Origin of the sequence: Pseudooceanicola marinus (assembly GCF_020177265.1) — a bacterium.
Taxonomy (GTDB): Bacteria; Pseudomonadota; Alphaproteobacteria; order Rhodobacterales; family Rhodobacteraceae; genus Pseudooceanicola; species Pseudooceanicola marinus_A.
Genome location: NZ_JAIVMC010000001.1, coordinates 377272 through 394729 on the forward strand (window position 1 = coordinate 377272; position 17458 = coordinate 394729).

Sequence of the window (17458 nt, forward strand, 5' to 3'; positions counted from 1 at the left end):
TTCAGATCTCCCAAAAGGAACGTCGCGCCCGGTTTACCGCAAAGTGGCCCAGTTTCAATGCCGTTCCCGCTAACGCGGCCGGCGCAGGGGTGCATTTGTGCACCGTCGTATGCCGCACGGCGCGCATCACCATGGCGAGAGGGGCGGGCGGCGCCGCATGATCCGCCTTGAAGCCCGCGGTCATCGGTGCATGTCTAGTCTCAAGTCTGAACGATCAAGAGGTGCGATCATGGCCGGGTTCTGGAAGAAGCTGTTCGGTGCGGGGCAGGATCCGGGGCCGCGCGCGCGGCAGGTGACCCCCACGGTCAACCCGAAGACCGCCCTGGCGCAGCATCCAGTCGTCGATCTGGAGCCCAAGGGGCAAAGCCTCGCCCTGTCACTACCGCTCTGGGTTGAGGAGCCGGCGGAGTCCGAGACGCCGCCCACCTATGAACACATCCTCTGGGAGTCCCGGCCCAAGGGCGAATACCTCTACTACCTCGCGGGGAACTTCGAGAAGAACGAGAAGGGGCTCCTGCGTTTCGGCACCGCGCCGGAGGAGTTCCGCGTGGTGCGCAGCCATGAGACCGATGTGCTGGAACAGGCCCGCACGGAGCTGCCCGACAGCGAGGGGCGCGACTGGCGTCAGCTGTTCGACGGTGAAACCTGCGGCAGCCTGGTGGACCGGATCGCCCGCGTGGCGCCGGAGCCGGGCGAGGGGGGCTGGACCCTGGCCCATGTCACCGGCGTCGATCCGGAGGTCGGCATGGCGCTGATGCGGGTGGAGCCGGGCGCGGGCCTCGACGGGGCGCCGCGCACCTCGCTGATCTTCCGCAAGATCGTGCCCGAAGGGCCGGAGGTGCCGGTGGAATACGGCGTGCAGATTCTGGCGATCTCGCGCCGGGCCGAGACTTCGGTGATCGAGCTGATGGACGGTTTCCGCCGCCTGATCGACCGCTATCGCGACATGCCCTACACCGAGGTCCGCGGCGCGGTGCGCGTCTGAGCCGCGGTGACGATCGAAGATGTCAGAAGGCCGCGCCAATGGGGACGCGGCCTTTTTCATGTGTCCTCGACCCGTTGGGCCGCGACGCCTTCAGTTCGGGCGGCTGCGGAACTCGAAGACGCGCGCCGGGGGCAGGTTGGCCCAGACGGTGCCGCGCTTGCGGGCGGTGATGCCCATCTCGGCCTGCACGTCTTCGGGGATCGGGGCGTTCGGGCTGTAGGTGATCTGGACGAAGACCCCGTCGGGCGCCATCACCTTGAAGGCGTTGCCCACCACCTCGCGCTGGATCTGCGGCCGCGCCAGGACCGGCACGCCAGAGATCACGCAGCCGAGGTTCTCGACGCCGATGCTGCCGATCTGCTGCGCGGGCTGGTTCAGCACCCGAACCCCCGGGAACCGCTGCCGCAGTTCCTCGCAGAAGCGGGTGTTCAGCTCCATCAGGATCAGGCGTTCGGGCGCGATGCCGCGCTCCAGCAGGACCTTGGTGAAGGAGCCGGTGCCCGGCCCGATCTCCAGGATCGGCCCCTCGACGGTCTCGACACCGTCGGTCATCATGCGGGCCACCGCAGCGGAAGAGGGCGCGATGGCCGACACCTCCTTGGGTTTGCGCATCATCTGTCCGAGAAATACTGCGAAGTCGCTGGCCACCGGTCTGTCCCCTTGAATGCCTGCCGTTCGCAGATGGTTTGGCAAGCCGGTCGCCTCCGGACAAGCCTGATACTTTGCATTTACAAAAAATTCACCGGACGCTTGGCCCGCTGTTACACGGCGCCGGTGCCCCTGCACAATTCGGGATCCATCCGCGGACGAGCCTGGCGTCTTACGTAGCGCCCGGAACGAAAACAGCCCGGGCAGTGGCTGCCGGGCTGTCTTGAAGGCTGTCACGGGCGCGTGCTGCGCGCCGCGAGAAAGGCGATGTCAGATCACTTGCGGAAGGCGTCCAGGCTGACGACGTCGGCCTCCTTGCCGGTCTTCTCGTCGGCTCCATCCTCCGCGTCGCTGTCGTCGCCCTCACCGGAGGCGTCGGGCGGCGTGGGCTCGTCGTCATCCTCGTCCTCGTCATCCTGGCCCTGGGTTTCGAACCGCAGGCCGAACTCGACCGAGGGATCGACGAAGGTCTCGATGGCGTCGTAGGGGATGAACATCCGTTCCGGGCTGTCGCCGAAGTTCAGCGTGACGGCAAAGCCCTCGTCGTTGACCTCCAGGTCCTCAAACCAGTGCTGCATCACCACCGTCATCTCGGTGGGGTAGCGGTCGCGCAGCCAGGCGGCCAGTTCCACGTCCTCATGGGTGGTGTCGAAGGTGATGAAGAAATGATGGGCGCCCGGCAGTCCGTTGGCGGCAACGTCGCTCAGCACATCCTGGATCAGGCTGCGCATGGCGCGGTGCATCAGATTTCCGTAGTCGATAGATTGGGCCATGTCTGTCTTCCAGGGGGCAAACTTTCGGCTGAGCATAGGGGATTCTAAGCAAAACGGAAGGTGATGCGGGAAGATTCTCTGCAACCGGCGGCGGCGGCCTGCCGGGGAGATGTCACAGGCCAAGCTGCGCTGCGGCAAGCCCGAGAGCAGCCATCGCGACCAGGTTCGTCAGAAGCCCGGTGCGCAGGACGAAGACCAGCGCCAGGGCCAGGGCCACGAGGGCCGCGGCAAGGGGCTGGAAGCTCTCCCACACCGGCAGCGGCGGCACGCCCGCCCCGCGGATCGTGTCGAACAGGACATGCAGCGTGAACCACAGCGCCAAAGAGGCGATGACGCCGACGACGGCGGCGGTCACGGCGGCGAGCGCGGCCTTCAGCCGGGGTAGGGCCAGCAGGCGCTCGACATGCGGCGCCAGCACGAAGATGAAGAGGAAACAGGGGACGAAGGTCACCCAGAGGGTCAGGGCCCCGGCGGCCAGACCCAGCTCCGGCCCGGCACGGACGGCGCCGGCCACCATGGCCACGAACTGCGTCACCAGGATCAGCGGCCCGGGCGTGGTTTCGGCCAGCCCGAGGGCGTCGATCATCTGCCCCGGCGTCAGCCAGCCGTGCTGATCCACGGTGACCTGCGCCATCCATGCCAGCAGAGCATAGGCGCCGCCGAAACTGAGGACCGCAAGGCGCGCGAAAAAGGCGCCGAGGTCGGCGAGGAAGGTGGCGCCACTGAGCCGCAGCAGAAGGACGGGCGCCAGCCAGGCTAGGACCCACAGCGCGGCGGTGACCAGGCTGCGGCGCCAGCTCGGCGCGGCAGTCGTGAAGGTAGGCACGGGTGGGGCCGGGGCCCCCGCCTCTCCGCCTCGCCACAGCCCCCAGAGCGCGGCGGCCAGGATCAGCAGCGGGAAGGGCACGTCCAGGGCGAAGATCGAGACGAATCCTGCCACGGCCCAGCCCCGTTGCGCCCAGCCCGGAAGCGCCCGCTGCGACAGACGCCAGAGCGCCTGCAACACCAGAGCCACCACCAGCGCCTTGATGCCCATGAAGGCCGCCTGCACGCCCGGCAAGGTGCCCCATTGCACGTAGGCCAGAGCCAGGGCGGCCACGACGGCGGCGCCGGGCAGCACGAACAGCAGGCCCGCCATCAGACCGCCCGCGACGCCCCGCAGACGCCAGCCGGAATAGGTCGCCAGCTGCATGGCCTCAGGCCCTGGCAGCAGCATGCAGAAGCTCAGCGCGCCGAGGAAGCTGTCCTCGCTCAGCCAGCGGCGGCGGTCCACCAGCTCCCCGTGCATGACGGAGATCTGCGCCGCGGGGCCGCCGAAACTCATCACGCCGATACGGCCGAAGGCCTGGAACAGCTCGCGCCAGGCAGGCGCGCGGGGATCGCTCGGCATGGGCACCTCTTCGCTTCAGCCGGGCGACTGTCGCGGGCCGCGTCGGGTGGGTCAAGCCAAGCTTTGATGACGCGCGATGCGCGGCTCAGCGCAGGGCGGCGGTCTGGTAGAGCTTCACCGTCAGCCCGCCATGGGCGACGGGCGGGCCGGGGGGCAGGAAGGGCAGGCCGGTCGCGCGCGCCAAGCCGCCGTCGGAGGTGACGATGGCCGCACGCCAGCCGCCGAACCGCTCCTTCAGCACCGTGCCCAGACGCCCGTAGAGCGAGAAGAGCTGCTTGCGGTCGCCGATCCGGGCGCCGTAGGGCGGGTTCACGATCACCAGGCCCGGCGGGCCGGCGGGGCGTTCGAGGTCCGACACGGCCCGGTGCGCCAGGGTCACCGCGCCGCCCAGCCCTGCGGCTTCGGCGTTGCGGCCCGCCATCTCGATGGCGCCGGCGTTGCGGTCCGACCCGAAGAGACCCGGCAGCTCGTCCAGCGGGCGCGGCTGCGGCGCCTCGGCCCGGATCCGGGCATAGAGGTCGGGGTTGAAGGTGGCGAGATCCTCGAAGGCGAAGCGGCGGTTGCGCCCGGGCCAGAGATCCGCGGCCATCTCACCCGCCTCGATCAGGAAGGTGCCGGAGCCGCACATCGGATCCAGCACCGGTTCTTCGCCGGTGAACCCGGCCTGGCGCAGGAAAAGCGCGGCCAGGGTTTCACGCATGGGCGCCTTGCCCACGGCAGGCTTGTGTCCGCGCTTGTGCAGGCTCTCGCCGCTGGTGTCGACGCTGAACTGGACGTAGTCGCGCTGGATCCGCGTCTTGAGGACCACGGCGGCGTCGGGGTCGATGGGGGCGCCGAAGCTTTCGCTGAGCGCCCGTTCGATCCGTTCCTGGGCCGCGCCCGCGTGGTAGATCTTCGACTTGGCCGAGGCCGACACTTCGACCTTCACCGGCACATCCGGGCGCAACACGTCGCCCCAGGGGAAGGCGCGCGACCGCTTGTCGAGCTGCGACAGGTGGCTGGCGGGAAAGCCGCCGATGCGGGCCAGCACGGCACCAGCGCCGCGCAGTTTCAGGTTGGCCCGCCAGACGGTGGTCCATTGCCCCTGGAGGGTCGCGCCGCCGGGGACGGCCTCGGCCTTGGCGAAACCGGTGGCACGGGCCTCCTCGGCCAGGGCCTCTTCCAGACCCGGGGTGCCTTGCAGGAATATCTCGAATGCGGCGCTCATGTGGGGGCTGATACAGGCTTTCCCGTGCCCCCGCGAGGCGGAAATGCGCGCCGCGCGCCGATCAAACAAAAAGCCGCCCGGGTGGACGGCGGCGTGGCATCGGAGATGGGGAAGGGAAGTGCAGGTTTCTGTTGCCAGGTACCTGCGAACCCCGCCTTACACTGCTAGGCGCAAGGACTTAGATTTCGGTCTTGTTACTGCTTACGCAGCAACTGCAACCGGAGCACGATTGTTGTTGGCAATTGTACTTAGCGAACCGATAACGGTGGTATCTCACCGGGACAAAGCTACATCTTTACACGTTCGTCGATCCTATTTCGGCCCCATGATCCCCCAACAAGGGATGTTTGGTGGAGCCGCCGGGTACCGCCCCCGGGTCCGATCCGCTTATTACATGCGCGTTTATGCCCATAGTCGCCGAAGCGACAACATGAGATATAGGACGGCGGCAGGCGGATTTGAAGGGGGATCTGCGGGAAATTCTCACTGCTTTTCGCCGTTTGGGCGACGTGGCAGGGCACGCAGGGAGGGGCCCCATGCAAACGGGCCCCGTGGGGCCCGTCCGTTGATCCTAGAAAGAAACTGCAGGCTGGATCAGTCGGCCAGCTTCACCAGTGCGTGGCGCTTCTTGCCCGCCGACAGCTTCACCGGAGAGGCGAGCGCGGCGGCGTCCAGCATCAGGCCCGCGTCGGTCAGCGGCGCGTCGTCGATCTTCGCGCCATTGTCGGCGATCAGGCGCTTCGCCTCCTTGCCGGTCTTGGCCAGGCCCGAGCGCACGATCAGCTGGGCCACCGAAATACCGTCGCCCACTTCCTCGGCCGTCAGCTCCAGCGTCGGCAGGTCGCCGCCCACGCCGCCCTTCTCGAACACCTCGCGCGCGGTGGCTTCCGCCGTCTCAGCAGCCTCGCGACCATGCAACAGCGCGGTCACCTCGTTGGCCAGGATCACCTTGGCTTCGTTGATCTCCGACCCGCCGAGGGCGCCCAGGCGCTCGCATTCCTCGACCGGCAGCTCGGTGTAGAGTTTGGCAAACCGGCCGACGTCGGCGTCGGTGGTGTTGCGCCAGAACTGCCAGAACTCGTACGGGATGAGCATGTCGCCGTTGAGCCAGATGGCGCCGTTGGCGCTCTTGCCCATCTTCTTGCCGTCCGAGGTGGCCAGCAGCGGCGTGGTCAGCCCGTAGATCTCGTGATCCAGCACGCGGCGGGTCAGGTCGATCCCGTTGACGATGTTGCCCCACTGGTCAGAGCCGCCCATCTGCACCAGACAGCCGTAGCGCCGGTTCAGTTCGAGGAAGTCGTAGGCCTGCAGGATCATGTAGTTGAATTCCAGGAAGGACAGCGATTGTTCGCGGTCCAGCCGGGATTTCACCGACTCGAAGGACAGCATGCGGTTGACGCTGAAATGCCGGCCGATGTCGCGCAGGAATTCCAGGTAGTTCAGCCCGTCCAGCCATTCGGCGTTGTTAAGCATCAGGGCGCCGGTGTCGCTTTCGCCGTAGTCGAGGTAACGGGCGAAGACCTGGCCCATGCCGTCGATGTTGGCCTGGATCTGATCCGGACCCAGCAGGGGGCGTTCATCGCTGCGGAAGGAGGGATCGCCCACCTTTGTCGTGCCGCCACCCATCAGGGTGATCGGCTTGCCGCCCAGCTTCTGGAACCAGCGCAGCATCATGATATTCATCAGGTGCCCGACATGAAGCGACGCCGCCGTGGCGTCGTAGCCGATATAGCCCGGCACCACCCCGCTGATCAGCGCCTCGTCGAGGCCCTGATAATCCGTGCAATCGGCAACGAAGCCGCGTTCCTGCATCACGTTGAGGAAGTCGGATTTGGGGGTGTATGTCATCACTCTTGTCCCTCTGGGGTTTGCGCGGCACTCTATAGTCGCCACAGGAGCCAAGGGAAAGACCATGACGCGCCACACCACCGACAAGCCCGTGCTGCGTGTCCTGGGGGCCATGTCGGGCACCTCGCTCGACGGGGTGGATGCCGCCGTGGTGGAGACGGACGGGCAGGCGATCCGCGCCTTCGGGCCCTCCGCCTACCGCCCTTACAGCGACGCCGAACGCGCCACGCTGGCGGACGCGCTTGGCCTCTGGCCCGGGCCTGACCCGGATCCGCGCATCGAGGCCGCGCAGCAGGTGGTTCTTAGCGCCCATGCCGATCTTCTGGCCCAGTTCGACGACATCGACCTGGTGGGCTTTCACGGTCAGACCTTGGCGCATGAGCCACGCGGGCGCGGCACCTTCCAGACCGGCGACGGGGCGACACTGGCCGACCGGCTGGGCGTGCCGGTGGTCTGGGATTTCCGCTCCGCCGATGTTCAGCTGGGCGGGGAGGGCGCGCCGCTGGCGCCCTTCTATCACCACGCGCTGGCTCGGCACATGGGGGCCTCGGCGCCGGTGGCCTTTCTGAACCTGGGCGGCGTGGGCAACATCACCTGGGCGGATCCGCGCCTCGCGCAGCCCGAGGCGCCCGGGGCGCTGCTGTCCTTTGACACCGGCCCGGCGAATGCGCCGCTGAACGACCTGATGCAGGCGCGCCGGGGCCAGCCCTTCGACCGCGACGGGGCGCTGGCGGCACAAGGCTCCGTGGCCGAGGGCACGCTGGAGGCCTTCCTAGACAATCGGTATTTCTACCGCATTCCGCCCAAGTCCCTGGATCGGAACCAGTTCGGGGATCTGCCCGGGCTGGTGGCCGGGCTGTCGGACGCCGATGCCGCCGCCACGCTGACCGCGATCTGCGCGGCCTCGGTCCTGCGCGGGATGGAGCATCTGCCGGAACCGCCGGCGCAGCTTCTGGTCACCGGGGGCGGGCGGCTGAACCCGGTGCTGATGGAAATGCTGGCGGTGTCGCTGGATTGTCCCGTGCGCCCGGTCGAGGACGCAGGCTTTGACGGTGACATGCTGGAGGCGCAGGCCTTTGCCTTTCTCGCCGCGAGGGTGCTGCACGGGCTGCCGACCTCCTGCGAAGGCACGACGGGGGTGCGGATGGCCGTCGGCGGGGGGGAGATCTCGCGTCCGTCGACGCCCGCGCGGACGCCGGCGTGACCGCAGCGGCAAGGGACGGCCGTGAGGTGAGTTACCGCTAACATCCCCCATTGTCGGCCACGGGTTCTCTGCTATGCTGCGACTGAACGAAAGCGCCGCAATGCGGCATCGGCCTGCGGGCCGGCAGAGACGCAAGGGGCCAAGGCCCCGCACAGCAACAGGCGAACCGCCGTGGCCCGGCCTGGCGGAGGACAGCCAAGCGGAAAGGAACCCCGATGGTCTCTCGCGTGATTCCCGTCGATCCCTTCGACCTCGTCATCTTCGGCGGCACCGGCGATCTGGCCCGGCGCAAGATCCTGCCGGGTCTCTATCGCCGCTTCTGCTCGGGCCAGATGGAAGACAACAGCCGCATCATCGGCGCCGCCCGGTCGGAACATTCGACCGAGGAATTCCGCCAGATGATCGCCGACGCCATCGCCGAGTTCGATCCCAAGAGCGGCACGCCCGAGCTGCGGGCGGAGTTCCTGGAACGGCTGGAATATGTTCAGGTCGACGCCCTGGGCGACGGCGGCTGGAAGGACCTGGCGGCGCTGATGTCGCCGGGCCGCGTTCGCGCCTTCTACTTCTCCGTCGCGCCCAGCCTCTTCGGCGCGCTGGCGGAACGGCTGCACACCCATGGCATCGCCGATGACCAGACCCGGATCGTGGTGGAAAAACCCTTCGGTCACGACCTGGCCTCGGCCAAGGCGCTGAATGCGGATCTGGCGGCGCATTTCGACGAAAGCCAGATCTACCGGATCGACCACTACCTGGGCAAGGAAACGGTGCAGAACCTGATGGCCGTCCGTTTCGGCAACATGCTGTTCGAACCGCTGTGGAACGCCCAATACGTCGACCATATCCAGATCACCGTGGCCGAAACCGTGGGTGTCGGCGGGCGTGGCGAATACTACGACAAGTCCGGCGCGATGCGGGACATGGTGCAGAACCACCTGATGCAGCTGCTGTGCCTGATCGCGATGGAGCCGCCGGCGAAGTTCGACCACGACGCGGTGCGCGACGAGAAGCTGAAGGTGATCCGCGCGCTGGAACAGGTGCCCCTGCAGGACGTGGTGCGAGGCCAGTACCTGGCCGCCGGCGCCGACCAGCCCGGCTACCTGGAGCATGTGGAGAACCCCGACAGCAAGACCGAGAGCTTCATCGCGATGAAGCTGCGCGTGTCGAACTGGAGATGGGCCGGCACGCCGATCTACCTGCGCACCGGCAAGCGCCTGAAGGCGCGCAGTTCGGAGATCGCCGTGGTCTTCAAGGAAACGCCGCATTCGATCTTCGGCGCCGATGCCGGGCGGCATCGCAACGTCCTGACCATCCGGTTGCAGCCGAACGAGGGGATGGATCTTTTCGTCACCATCAAGGAACCGGGGCCGGGTGGCATGCGTCTGGTCGATGTGCCCCTCGACATGACCTTCGCCGAGGCGCTTGGTCCCGATGCCGAGGATGTGCCGGACGCCTACGAGCGCCTGATCATGGACGTGATCCGTGGCAACCAGACGCTGTTCATGCGCGGTGACGAGGTCGAGGCCGCCTGGGCCTGGGCCGACCCGCTGATCGCCTCCTGGGAGGAACGGGGCGACAAGCCGGTGGCCTACGAAAGCGGCTCCACCGGGCCGGAAGAGGCGCTGGCGCTGATGCACCGCGACGGCCGCCGATGGCGCGAGATCCGCGCCTGAGGCAATCTGGCCTCACTGAAAGACCGGGCGCGCCCAGACGGGCCGCCCAGAATGGGAGAGGACCCGAAAGGGGCAAGCTCATGGAATTCAAGGAATATCCCGATCGCGACCTGCTGGCGCTGGACCTGGCGGACACGCTGGCCTCGGAACTGGGCGCCGCGCTGCGCCACGATGACCGGGTCACCTTCTGCGTGCCCGGCGGGACCACGCCGGGGCCGATTTTCGACGCGCTGACAGCCGTCACGCTGGACTGGGATCGGGTCGACGTGGTGCTGAACGACGAACGCTGGGTGCCCGAAAGCTCTCCGCGGTCGAACACCGCGCTGCTGCGCAAGCGGCTGCTGACGGGCCATGCGGCGAGCGCGACGATGCTGCCGCTGCACACCGAGACCGAGGAACCCGATCTGGCGCTGGACGCCCTGTCGGAGGGGCTGCGCCCGCATCTGCCGATCAACGTGCTTCTGCTGGGCATGGGCACCGATGCCCATACCGCGAGCCTGTTCCCCGGCGCCGATCGCCTTGCCGAGGCCCTGGCGCCCGACGCGCCGATCCTGCTGCCCATGCGGGCCGAGGGCGCGGGCGAGCCACGCATCACCATCACCGCGCGCTACCTGAAGGGCGCGCTGTCCACCCATGTGGTCATCATGGGCGATGAAAAGCGGCGGGTGCTGGAAGAAGCCCAGGGCAAGAAGCCCGAGGAGGCGCCCATTGCCGCCGTCCTGCCCAATGCGGTGGTCCACTGGGCGCCGTGACAGACCTGCCCCCGGTCGCCCGCGCGTCCGGGGGGCGTCTCTGCCGGGGCCCCGTGCCGCCGGTCCATTTCATTTCAGCAACGGGACCCTGATCCATGTGGCAAGACATTTCCGCCCTGGCCGAACGCCATCGTGACCGTTCCATCCTGTCGCTCTTCGACGCCGACCCGGCGCGGTTCGACCACTTCTCGGCCCGCGCCGGCGGGCTGCTGTTCGACTACTCGAAGACGAACATCTGCGACGAGGTGCGCGACGCGCTGCTGTCGCTCTGCGACGCGGCGGGACTGGATCAGAAGCGCGAGGCCATGTTCACCGGCGCCAGGATCAACGAGACCGAGGGACGCGCCGTGCTGCACACCGCGCTGCGCAACCTCTCCGGGGATCCGGTGAAGGTCGACGGGCAGGACGTGATGCCCGGGGTGCTGGCAACCCTGCGCCGGATGGAGGATTTCGCCGAAGCCGTGCGCACGGGCGACTACCACGGCGCCGGTGGACGGATCAGCGATGTCGTCAACATCGGCATCGGCGGCTCCGACCTTGGACCGGCCATGGCCGAGCTGGCGCTGAAACCCTATTGCGACGGGCCGCGCTGCCATTTCGTGTCGAACGTGGACGGGGCGCATATCCATGACGTGCTGAAGGGGCTGGACCCGGCGCGGACGCTGGTGATCGTCGCCTCCAAGACCTTCACCACGATCGAGACGATGACCAACGCCGAAACGGCGCGCAAGTGGATGGCGGCCAAGCTGGATGATCCCGGCGCGCAGTTCGCCGCGCTCAGCTCCAACGCCGAGAAGACGGCGGAATGGGGCATCGACCCCAGCCGGGTTTTCGGGTTCGAGGACTGGGTCGGCGGGCGCTATTCCATGTGGGGGCCGATCGGCCTGGCCCTGATGATCGCCGTAGGCGCCACCGATTTCCGTGGGTTCCTGGCCGGCGGGCACGCCATGGACAAGCATTTCCGCGAGGCGCCTGCCGCAGAAAACCTTCCGGTGCTCCTGGCGCTGACAGGCATCTGGCACAATCAGGGGCTGGGCCATGCCACCCGCGCCGTGCTGCCCTATGAACAGCGCTTGGCGCGCTTCCCGGCCTACCTCCAGCAGATGGAGATGGAGAGCAACGGCAAGCGCGTCGACATGGAAGGGCGGGACCTGACCATCGACAGCGGCCCCGTCGTCTGGGGGGAACCGGGCACCAATGGCCAGCATGCCTTCTACCAGTTGATTCACCAGGGGACCCGCGTGGTGCCTTGCGAATTCATGCTGGGCGCCGAGGGGCATGAACCCGATCTGGCGCATCAGCACGACCTGCTGGCCGCGAACTGCCTGGCCCAGTCCGAGGCGCTGCTGCGCGGCCGTTCTCTGGAGGAGGCGACCGAGATCATGGCGGCGAAGGGGCTGGAGGGGGCCGAGCTGGAACGCCAGGCACGGCACCGGGTCTTCCCGGGCAACCGTCCTTCCACGACACTGCTCTATACCAAGCTGACGCCCTATGTGCTGGGCCAGCTGGTCGCGCTTTACGAACATCGGGTGTTTGTCGAAGGGGTCATTCTGGGCATCAACTCCTACGACCAGTGGGGCGTGGAGCTGGGCAAGGAACTGGCGGTGAAGCTGTCGCCGATCCTCGCGGGCAAGCAAGGCACCGAGGGCAAGGACGGTTCGACCGCGGGCCTTGTAGCGGCGCTGCGCGCGTCGCGCTAAGCGCTGGCTTCGGCCTTGATCCTGTCCGACTGTCAGAACTGATTGTCCGAAAGGGCCTGCGTTTGTCCGCGGGCCCTTTTCGCACACGTGGTGGGAATATGCGAAAAGGGCCAACCGTCAGCCGCGGATCAGGCCGTCGGGAATGCGCCAGGGACGAGGCGCACGACCAGACCCCACGACTTTCGGACCGAACCACCGGGTGGGCCGGTGATCCGCGCAGGAGGGCATTTGCCCCAGGCTCGGTAAAGCCTCTGGACAGTCACGATAGGTCTCTGGGGGAAGTTTCAGAAAAATGTGGCGCGGAGTCGTTTTTTCTCCCGCCGGCCCCGCGACCCGGAGAGCGGGCAGCGGCAGACCGTGGAAAGCGTGGCCGCGGCGCCGGTCGGGGCAGGTCCCCTGGAGGGAAGTCACCGACGCGCAGGGCCACGCAATCTTGGGAACGGACGCCAGCCAGGCCGGCGTCGAGGGGAAACAGTCCACTCACTACACAACTGTCTCCGCGGGACACCCACACAACAGGACCGGTACACACACACCGTCCCGCGGAGAACTCGATGGAGGTACGTAAGGTCTTCGGGGGAGTTTCACCCTCTTGCGAGAAAAATGCGGTTCGGGCGAAAAAACTTTCGCGGATGACGGGGGCGGGCGTCAGGCGGAGGGGATATCGAAATCCTCGGGCGCCAGAACGAAGCCTTCGAAGTTGAACGCGGGCGAGACGGTGCAGCCGACGAGGGCCCAACCGTCCAGAGCCTCGGCGGCCTGCCAGTGATGCGGCGGCACGATGCCCTGGGGGCGCTCTCCCTTCGCCAGGTCCTTGCCCAGGGTGACCTGCCGGGCCGGGCCGTCGTCTGTTTCGCAGATGCGCAGCAGGACAGGGGCCCCAGCGTAGTGATGCCAGATCTCGGCACTGTCGACATGGTGCCAGTGACTGCGTTCGCCGGCCTTCAGCAGGAAGTAGATACAGGTGCCTGCCGGGCGCGCGCCATCCTCCGTCTCGGCGATCCAGGTTTGCCTGTAATGGCCCCCCTCGGGGTGCGGTTCGAGACCCAACAGGGCGATGATATCCTCGGCAGTCATCCAAATTTCCTTTCTTTACTTAGGGATAAGATTGGTCCGTCTGAGAAAATTTTGGAACCTCTGCCGAGAGTGCGGTGTTGCATCACTGAAGACAAGTTAAGGAGGACACTTCATGACCCGCAACATCCTGATGGCCACGACTGCTGCTTTCACCCTGATCGGTGGCGCTGCCTTTGCCGACAATCACGGCGACGAGATGTCCGAAACCGAGACCATGAACCAGGGCGAAACCGCGATGCAGACGGAAGGCTCGGAGATGAACGAGTCCATGTCCGACACCCGGAAGATCGCTGACGCGGAACTGATCCGCACCCGCGACATCACCGGTGGCGACATTTACACCACCGGCGACCCGCAGGAATGGTCCGCCGACACCGAATTCGACATGGTCGAAGAGGGCTGGAATGACATCGGCGAGATCGAAGATGTGGTTCTGGACAGCTCCGGCAAGATGATCGGCGTGGTTGCCGAGGTCGGCGGCTTCCTCGACATCGCGGACAAGCACGTGATGCTGGAACTGAACGACGTGCGCCTGGTTCCGGTCGATGACCAGAGCTATGCCGTGGTCGTCTCCCAGACCGAGGAAGAGCTGGAGCAGATGGAAGGCGTCGACGAAGGCTTCTGGAACTGAGGTCTGACTGAGACAGCTTGAGGCCCCTCTGGGGTCACGGGGCCCGGAGAGTTTCTCCGGGCCCTTTTTCGTTGCGCGGCCCGCGTTATTCCGCGAAAGCAGGGCAGGCTTTCGCAGCGCGGCGTTGACGGGCACAGGGTGCCCGCGCTATTCGAGCCCAGCCGAAAGACGCAAGGCCGGTTTGGTTAGCCCGGTCACGGTCACCGCAGGGCTGCGCCAGGGGCGCGCCGCGGAAACCGCAAGTTTGTCGATCCTCGATTCCCGGCGCCCTTTCATCGGGCGCTGTGTATCGGATCTCCTCCGGACGCAACGCCCCACGTGACCGTACCGGAGTTGACCATGACCCAATCCGCACCCCCTGCCGCCGCGCAGTCCAAGGCGTTCATCCTGATCGCGCAGCTGTTCATTTCCTGCCTGATGGCGCTGATGATGACCTTCCTGATGTCGATCCTGCCCATGGGCTTCGGCCCCGGCTGGTTCGGCATCTGGATGGGCCGCTGGCTGACCGCCTGGCCGGTGGCCTTCATCCTGTCCCTGGGCGTCGGGCCCCTGGCGTTCAAGCTCTCGGGCCTGGTGCTGTTCCTGCGCGCCCGCGTCGCGGGCCGGGCCTAAGGCGGCGGCCTCGCCACCGGCGTCCCCTCAAACGCGACGCGCGCCCGCAGCCAGGGGCCGGGGCGCGCGCGCATCGTCAGGGCAGGGCCCTTACTTCAGGATCGAGGTGCCCGCGTATTCGGCGGTCTCGCCCAGCATTTCCTCGATGCGGATCAGCTGGTTGTACTTCGCCAGCCGGTCCGAACGGGCCAGCGAGCCGGTCTTGATCTGACCGCAGTTGGTCGCGACGGCGAGATCCGCGATGGTGGCATCCTCGGTCTCGCCCGAACGGTGCGACATCACGTTGGTGTAGCGCGCGCGATGCGCCATATCGACGGCCTTCAGCGTCTCGGTCAGCGAGCCGATCTGGTTCACCTTCACCAGCATGGAGTTCGCCACGCCCTGTTCGATACCCATGGCCAGACGCTCGGGGTTGGTGACGAAGAGGTCGTCACCGACCAGCTGCACCTTCTCGCCGATGGCGTCGGTCAGCAGCTTCCAGCCCTCCCAGTCGTCCTCGGCCATGCCGTCCTCGATCGAGATGATCGGATAGGCGTCGCAGAGGCCTTTCAGGTACTCGGCGTTCTCGGCGGAGGTCAGCGATTTGCCTTCGCCCTTCATCTCGTACTTGCCGTCCTTGAAGTACTCGGTCGAGGCACAGTCGAGAGCCAGGTAGATGTCCTTGCCGGGGGTGTAGCCGGCCTTCTCGATGGACTTCAGGATGAAATCGAGCGCCTCGGTGGTCGAGCCCAGCTCGGGGGCGAAGCCGCCCTCGTCGCCGAGGCCGGTGGACATGCCCGCGGCCGACAGCTCTTTCTTCAGGGTGTGGAAGACTTCCGAGCCCATGCGCACGGCCTCGCGGATGTTTTCCGCGGCCACCGGCATGATCATGAATTCCTGGATGTCGATCGGGTTGTCGGCATGTTCGCCGCCGTTGATGATGTTCATCATCGGCACCGGCAGGACGCGGGCCGAGGTGCCGCCGACGTAACGATAGAGCGGCTGGCCGGTGAAATCGGCAGCGGCCTTGGCCACGGCCAGCGACACGCCCAGAATGGCGTTGGCGCCCAGGCGGCCCTTGTTCTCGGTGCCGTCGAGCTCGATCATCGCCATGTCCAGGCCGACCTGATCCAGCGCGTCGAAGCCCACGATGGCCTCGGCGATCTCGCCGTTGACGGCCGCCACGGCCTCCAGCACGCCCTTGCCCATGTAGCGGGCCTTGTCGCCATCGCGGCGCTCGACCGCTTCGTGCACGCCCGTGGAGGCGCCCGAGGGCACGGCGGCGCGGCCCATGGTGCCGTCTTCAAGGATCACGTCGACCTCGACCGTGGGGTTGCCGCGGCTGTCCAGGATCTCGCGGGCGTGGATGTCGATAATGGTGCTCATCTGGAAATATCCTCTGTCCAGGGGCCTTTGTCGGGGTTGTAAGCCGCCCACGCGCTCTTGGAAAGGCGAGCGCCGAAAGAATAGCGCAAACAGGGCGATCTTTGCCCGAACGGCGCCCCGCCGCGCCCGTCCGGGGGCGGCGGCGGAGCGGGCCGTCGGGGCGAGACGGCGATCAGGGCAGCGGCGTCGCGCGGGCCTGGGCGAGGTTGACCCGGGCCAGCCTCCGTTCGCGCAGGAAGGTATAGATGCCCGAGCCCAGGATCAGCGCGGAGCCGAGGTAGGTCAGCGCGTCCGGGATCTCCGCAAAGATCAGCGCGCCCATGATCAGGGTGAACAGAAGGCGGGTGTAGCGGAAGGGCGTGATCGCCGAGGCGTCCCCGATCCGCGTGGCCAGCAGCATGAAGTAGTATCCGGCGGCCATCGACAGGAAGGACAGCAGCATCAGCAGGGCTTGCAGCCCGTCCATCGCCACCCAGCTGTCGCCGAGGATCAGCATCAGGATCCCGCCCGCCGGCATCAGGGCGCCGAAGGCCAGGAAGGCCGCAACGGTGGAGGGTAGGGCGGGCGGCATGCGGCGCGACAGCAGGTCCCGCGCGGCTACCGCGACGACGGCGCCCAGCACCAGCAGCGCCTCCACCTGGAAACCCGCCATGCCGGGGCGGATCACGATCAGGACGCCGAGAAAGCCGACGGCCACCGCCGACCAGCGCCGCCAGCCCACCTGTTCGCCCAGAAACAGCGCCGCGCCCAGGGTGATGGCCAGCGGCATCGCCTGGAAGACGGCGGCCACCGTCGCGATCGGCACCAGCGCCAGTGAGGTGATGAAGAAGAGCGTGGCAAAGCCTTCGGAGACGGTGCGGAAGATCACCGTCGGACGGCGGCTGTCGGCGCCGAAGATCGGGTAGCCCCGCACCAGGCAGATGCCTCCGAACAGCACCACGCCGCCCACGCCCAGCAGGACCATGACCTGCCCGGGCGGCAGGTCGCCGGTCAGGTACTTGTTGAACCCGTCCTCGATGGTGAAGAAGAGCATGGCGAGGATGACGAGGGCGATGCCCCTGACGTTCTGCATCTGGAAATTCCGTAGTAACGACGGGTCCCGCTATCACCGCGCCCCGAGGCGGACAAGCTTTGTCGCCGGTACCGCGTCTTCAGCCCTTGGCAGGCTTGCGGTGGACCGGCACGCCGTAAAGTTCCAGCCGGTGGCCCTGCAGGCGATAGCCCAGCTTCGCCGCGATCTTTTCCTGAAGAGCCTCGATCTCCGGATCGACGAACTCGATCACCTGGCCGGTGGTCACGTCGATCAGATGGTCGTGGTGTTCGCGTTCCGCATCCTCGTACCGTGCGCGCCCGTCGCCGAAATCGACCTTCTCCAGGATCCCGGCCTCTTCCAGCAGCTTCACCGTGCGATAGACGGTGGCCAGCGAAATCCGCGGGTCGCGCGACGCAGCCCGGGCGTGAAGCTCCTCGACATCGGGATGGTCCCGAGCGCCGTCCAGCACGTCCGAGATCACCCGGCGCTGCTCGGTCATGCGCAGCCCCGCCGTCTCGCAGCGATGAAGGATCGTGTCGCGTTTGGCCATCGTCTTCCCGGGT

Annotated in this window: 17 protein-coding genes and 1 other RNA gene; 7 read left to right on the forward strand and 11 right to left on the reverse strand. The window is 67.0% G+C overall.

Annotated features, from left to right (window positions below):
- Position 1 precedes the first annotated feature (1 nt).
- Positions 2-184 carry a hypothetical protein gene (locus LC066_RS01780; RefSeq protein WP_224896286.1) on the reverse strand — a complete coding sequence of 61 codons (183 nt, stop codon included), beginning with the start codon at positions 182-184 and terminating at the stop codon, positions 2-4.
- Between the two features lie 45 nt (positions 185-229).
- On the opposite strand from LC066_RS01780, the gene LC066_RS01785 reads away from it, so the two are divergent.
- On the forward strand, positions 230-985 hold the full coding sequence (locus LC066_RS01785) for a hypothetical protein (protein WP_224896287.1): 756 nt from the start codon (positions 230-232) through the stop codon (positions 983-985).
- Between the two features lie 90 nt (positions 986-1075).
- On the opposite strand, the gene LC066_RS01790 is transcribed toward LC066_RS01785, so the two are convergent.
- From LC066_RS01790 to tyrS, 6 genes are all read right to left on the reverse strand, one after another.
- On the reverse strand, positions 1076-1600 hold the full coding sequence (locus tag LC066_RS01790) for a class I SAM-dependent methyltransferase (RefSeq protein ID WP_224896288.1): 525 nt from the start codon (positions 1598-1600) through the stop codon (positions 1076-1078).
- A 308-nt stretch (positions 1601-1908) separates the two neighbouring features.
- A complete protein-coding gene (locus LC066_RS01795) occupies positions 1909-2406 on the reverse strand; it encodes an SspB family protein (protein WP_224896289.1) in 498 nt (165 codons plus the stop codon).
- A 112-nt stretch (positions 2407-2518) separates the two neighbouring features.
- Positions 2519-3796: a chromate efflux transporter gene (gene chrA / locus LC066_RS01800; protein WP_224896290.1), complete on the reverse strand. Its 1278-nt coding sequence runs from the start codon at positions 3794-3796 to the stop codon at positions 2519-2521.
- Positions 3797-3881: 85 nt separating this feature from the next.
- A complete protein-coding gene (locus LC066_RS01805; protein WP_224896291.1) occupies positions 3882-5003 on the reverse strand; it encodes a THUMP domain-containing class I SAM-dependent RNA methyltransferase in 1122 nt (373 codons plus the stop codon).
- Positions 5004-5120: 117 nt separating this feature from the next.
- Positions 5121-5470: a transfer-messenger RNA gene (gene ssrA / locus LC066_RS01810) on the reverse strand.
- A 127-nt stretch (positions 5471-5597) separates the two neighbouring features.
- Positions 5598-6851 carry a tyrosine--tRNA ligase gene (gene tyrS, locus LC066_RS01815; RefSeq protein ID WP_224896292.1) on the reverse strand — a complete coding sequence of 418 codons (1254 nt, stop codon included), beginning with the start codon at positions 6849-6851 and terminating at the stop codon, positions 5598-5600.
- Between the two features lie 64 nt (positions 6852-6915).
- On the opposite strand from tyrS, the gene LC066_RS01820 reads away from it, so the two are divergent.
- The 4 genes from LC066_RS01820 (at position 6916) to pgi (ending at position 12177) form a co-directional block, all read left to right on the forward strand.
- Complete coding sequence (locus LC066_RS01820) at positions 6916-8055, forward strand: anhydro-N-acetylmuramic acid kinase (RefSeq protein ID WP_224896293.1); 1140 nt, start codon at positions 6916-6918, stop codon at positions 8053-8055.
- A 215-nt stretch (positions 8056-8270) separates the two neighbouring features.
- On the forward strand, positions 8271-9725 hold the full coding sequence (zwf, locus tag LC066_RS01825) for a glucose-6-phosphate dehydrogenase (RefSeq protein ID WP_222474385.1): 1455 nt from the start codon (positions 8271-8273) through the stop codon (positions 9723-9725).
- Between the two features lie 80 nt (positions 9726-9805).
- A complete protein-coding gene (gene pgl / locus LC066_RS01830; protein ID WP_222474386.1) occupies positions 9806-10477 on the forward strand; it encodes a 6-phosphogluconolactonase in 672 nt (223 codons plus the stop codon).
- A 95-nt stretch (positions 10478-10572) separates the two neighbouring features.
- Positions 10573-12177: a glucose-6-phosphate isomerase gene (pgi, locus tag LC066_RS01835; protein ID WP_224896294.1), complete on the forward strand. Its 1605-nt coding sequence runs from the start codon at positions 10573-10575 to the stop codon at positions 12175-12177.
- Between the two features lie 648 nt (positions 12178-12825).
- Here pgi and LC066_RS01840 read toward each other — a convergent pair.
- A complete protein-coding gene (locus LC066_RS01840) occupies positions 12826-13254 on the reverse strand; it encodes a cupin domain-containing protein (protein WP_224896295.1) in 429 nt (142 codons plus the stop codon).
- Positions 13255-13366: 112 nt separating this feature from the next.
- On the opposite strand from LC066_RS01840, the gene LC066_RS01845 reads away from it, so the two are divergent.
- Together LC066_RS01845 and LC066_RS01850 are read left to right on the forward strand one after the other, a co-directional pair.
- Positions 13367-13885, forward strand: a complete 519-nt coding sequence (locus LC066_RS01845; RefSeq protein WP_224896296.1) for a PRC-barrel domain-containing protein — start codon at positions 13367-13369, stop codon at positions 13883-13885.
- Between the two features lie 339 nt (positions 13886-14224).
- Positions 14225-14497 (forward strand): DUF2798 domain-containing protein, encoded by a 273-nt coding sequence (locus LC066_RS01850; RefSeq protein WP_224896297.1) that lies wholly within the window; start codon positions 14225-14227, stop codon positions 14495-14497.
- A 90-nt stretch (positions 14498-14587) separates the two neighbouring features.
- Here LC066_RS01850 and eno read toward each other — a convergent pair whose 3' ends face one another.
- From eno to LC066_RS01865, 3 genes are all read right to left on the reverse strand, one after another.
- Complete coding sequence (gene eno, locus LC066_RS01855) at positions 14588-15862, reverse strand: phosphopyruvate hydratase (protein WP_222474391.1); 1275 nt, start codon at positions 15860-15862, stop codon at positions 14588-14590.
- Positions 15863-16034: 172 nt separating this feature from the next.
- Complete coding sequence (locus LC066_RS01860; RefSeq protein ID WP_224896298.1) at positions 16035-16934, reverse strand: DMT family transporter; 900 nt, start codon at positions 16932-16934, stop codon at positions 16035-16037.
- Positions 16935-17013: 79 nt separating this feature from the next.
- Positions 17014-17445 carry a Fur family transcriptional regulator gene (locus LC066_RS01865; RefSeq protein WP_222474393.1) on the reverse strand — a complete coding sequence of 144 codons (432 nt, stop codon included), beginning with the start codon at positions 17443-17445 and terminating at the stop codon, positions 17014-17016.
- Between the last annotated feature and the right edge of the window lie 13 nt (positions 17446-17458).

Bases quoted from the DNA above. Each gene is read 5' to 3' on its own strand.
- LC066_RS01780 (WP_224896286.1), bottom strand. From the start codon at position 184: ATGACCGCGGGCTTCAAGGCGGATCATGCGGCGCCGCCCGCCCCTCTC.
- LC066_RS01785 (WP_224896287.1), top strand. From the start codon at position 230: ATGGCCGGGTTCTGGAAGAAGCTGTTCGGTGCGGGGCAGGATCCGGGG.
- LC066_RS01790 (WP_224896288.1), bottom strand. From the start codon at position 1,600: ATGATGCGCAAACCCAAGGAGGTGTCGGCCATCGCGCCCTCTTCCGCT.
- LC066_RS01795 (WP_224896289.1), bottom strand. From the start codon at position 2,406: ATGGCCCAATCTATCGACTACGGAAATCTGATGCACCGCGCCATGCGC.
- chrA (WP_224896290.1), bottom strand. From the start codon at position 3,796: ATGCCGAGCGATCCCCGCGCGCCTGCCTGGCGCGAGCTGTTCCAGGCC.
- LC066_RS01805 (WP_224896291.1), bottom strand. From the start codon at position 5,003: ATGAGCGCCGCATTCGAGATATTCCTGCAAGGCACCCCGGGTCTGGAA.
- tyrS (WP_224896292.1), bottom strand. From the start codon at position 6,851: ATGACATACACCCCCAAATCCGACTTCCTCAACGTGATGCAGGAACGC.
- LC066_RS01820 (WP_224896293.1), top strand. From the start codon at position 6,916: ATGACGCGCCACACCACCGACAAGCCCGTGCTGCGTGTCCTGGGGGCC.
- zwf (WP_222474385.1), top strand. From the start codon at position 8,271: ATGGTCTCTCGCGTGATTCCCGTCGATCCCTTCGACCTCGTCATCTTC.
- pgl (WP_222474386.1), top strand. From the start codon at position 9,806: ATGGAATTCAAGGAATATCCCGATCGCGACCTGCTGGCGCTGGACCTG.
- pgi (WP_224896294.1), top strand. From the start codon at position 10,573: ATGTGGCAAGACATTTCCGCCCTGGCCGAACGCCATCGTGACCGTTCC.
- LC066_RS01840 (WP_224896295.1), bottom strand. From the start codon at position 13,254: ATGACTGCCGAGGATATCATCGCCCTGTTGGGTCTCGAACCGCACCCC.
- LC066_RS01845 (WP_224896296.1), top strand. From the start codon at position 13,367: ATGACCCGCAACATCCTGATGGCCACGACTGCTGCTTTCACCCTGATC.
- LC066_RS01850 (WP_224896297.1), top strand. From the start codon at position 14,225: ATGACCCAATCCGCACCCCCTGCCGCCGCGCAGTCCAAGGCGTTCATC.
- eno (WP_222474391.1), bottom strand. From the start codon at position 15,862: ATGAGCACCATTATCGACATCCACGCCCGCGAGATCCTGGACAGCCGC.
- LC066_RS01860 (WP_224896298.1), bottom strand. From the start codon at position 16,934: ATGCAGAACGTCAGGGGCATCGCCCTCGTCATCCTCGCCATGCTCTTC.
- LC066_RS01865 (WP_222474393.1), bottom strand. From the start codon at position 17,445: ATGGCCAAACGCGACACGATCCTTCATCGCTGCGAGACGGCGGGGCTG.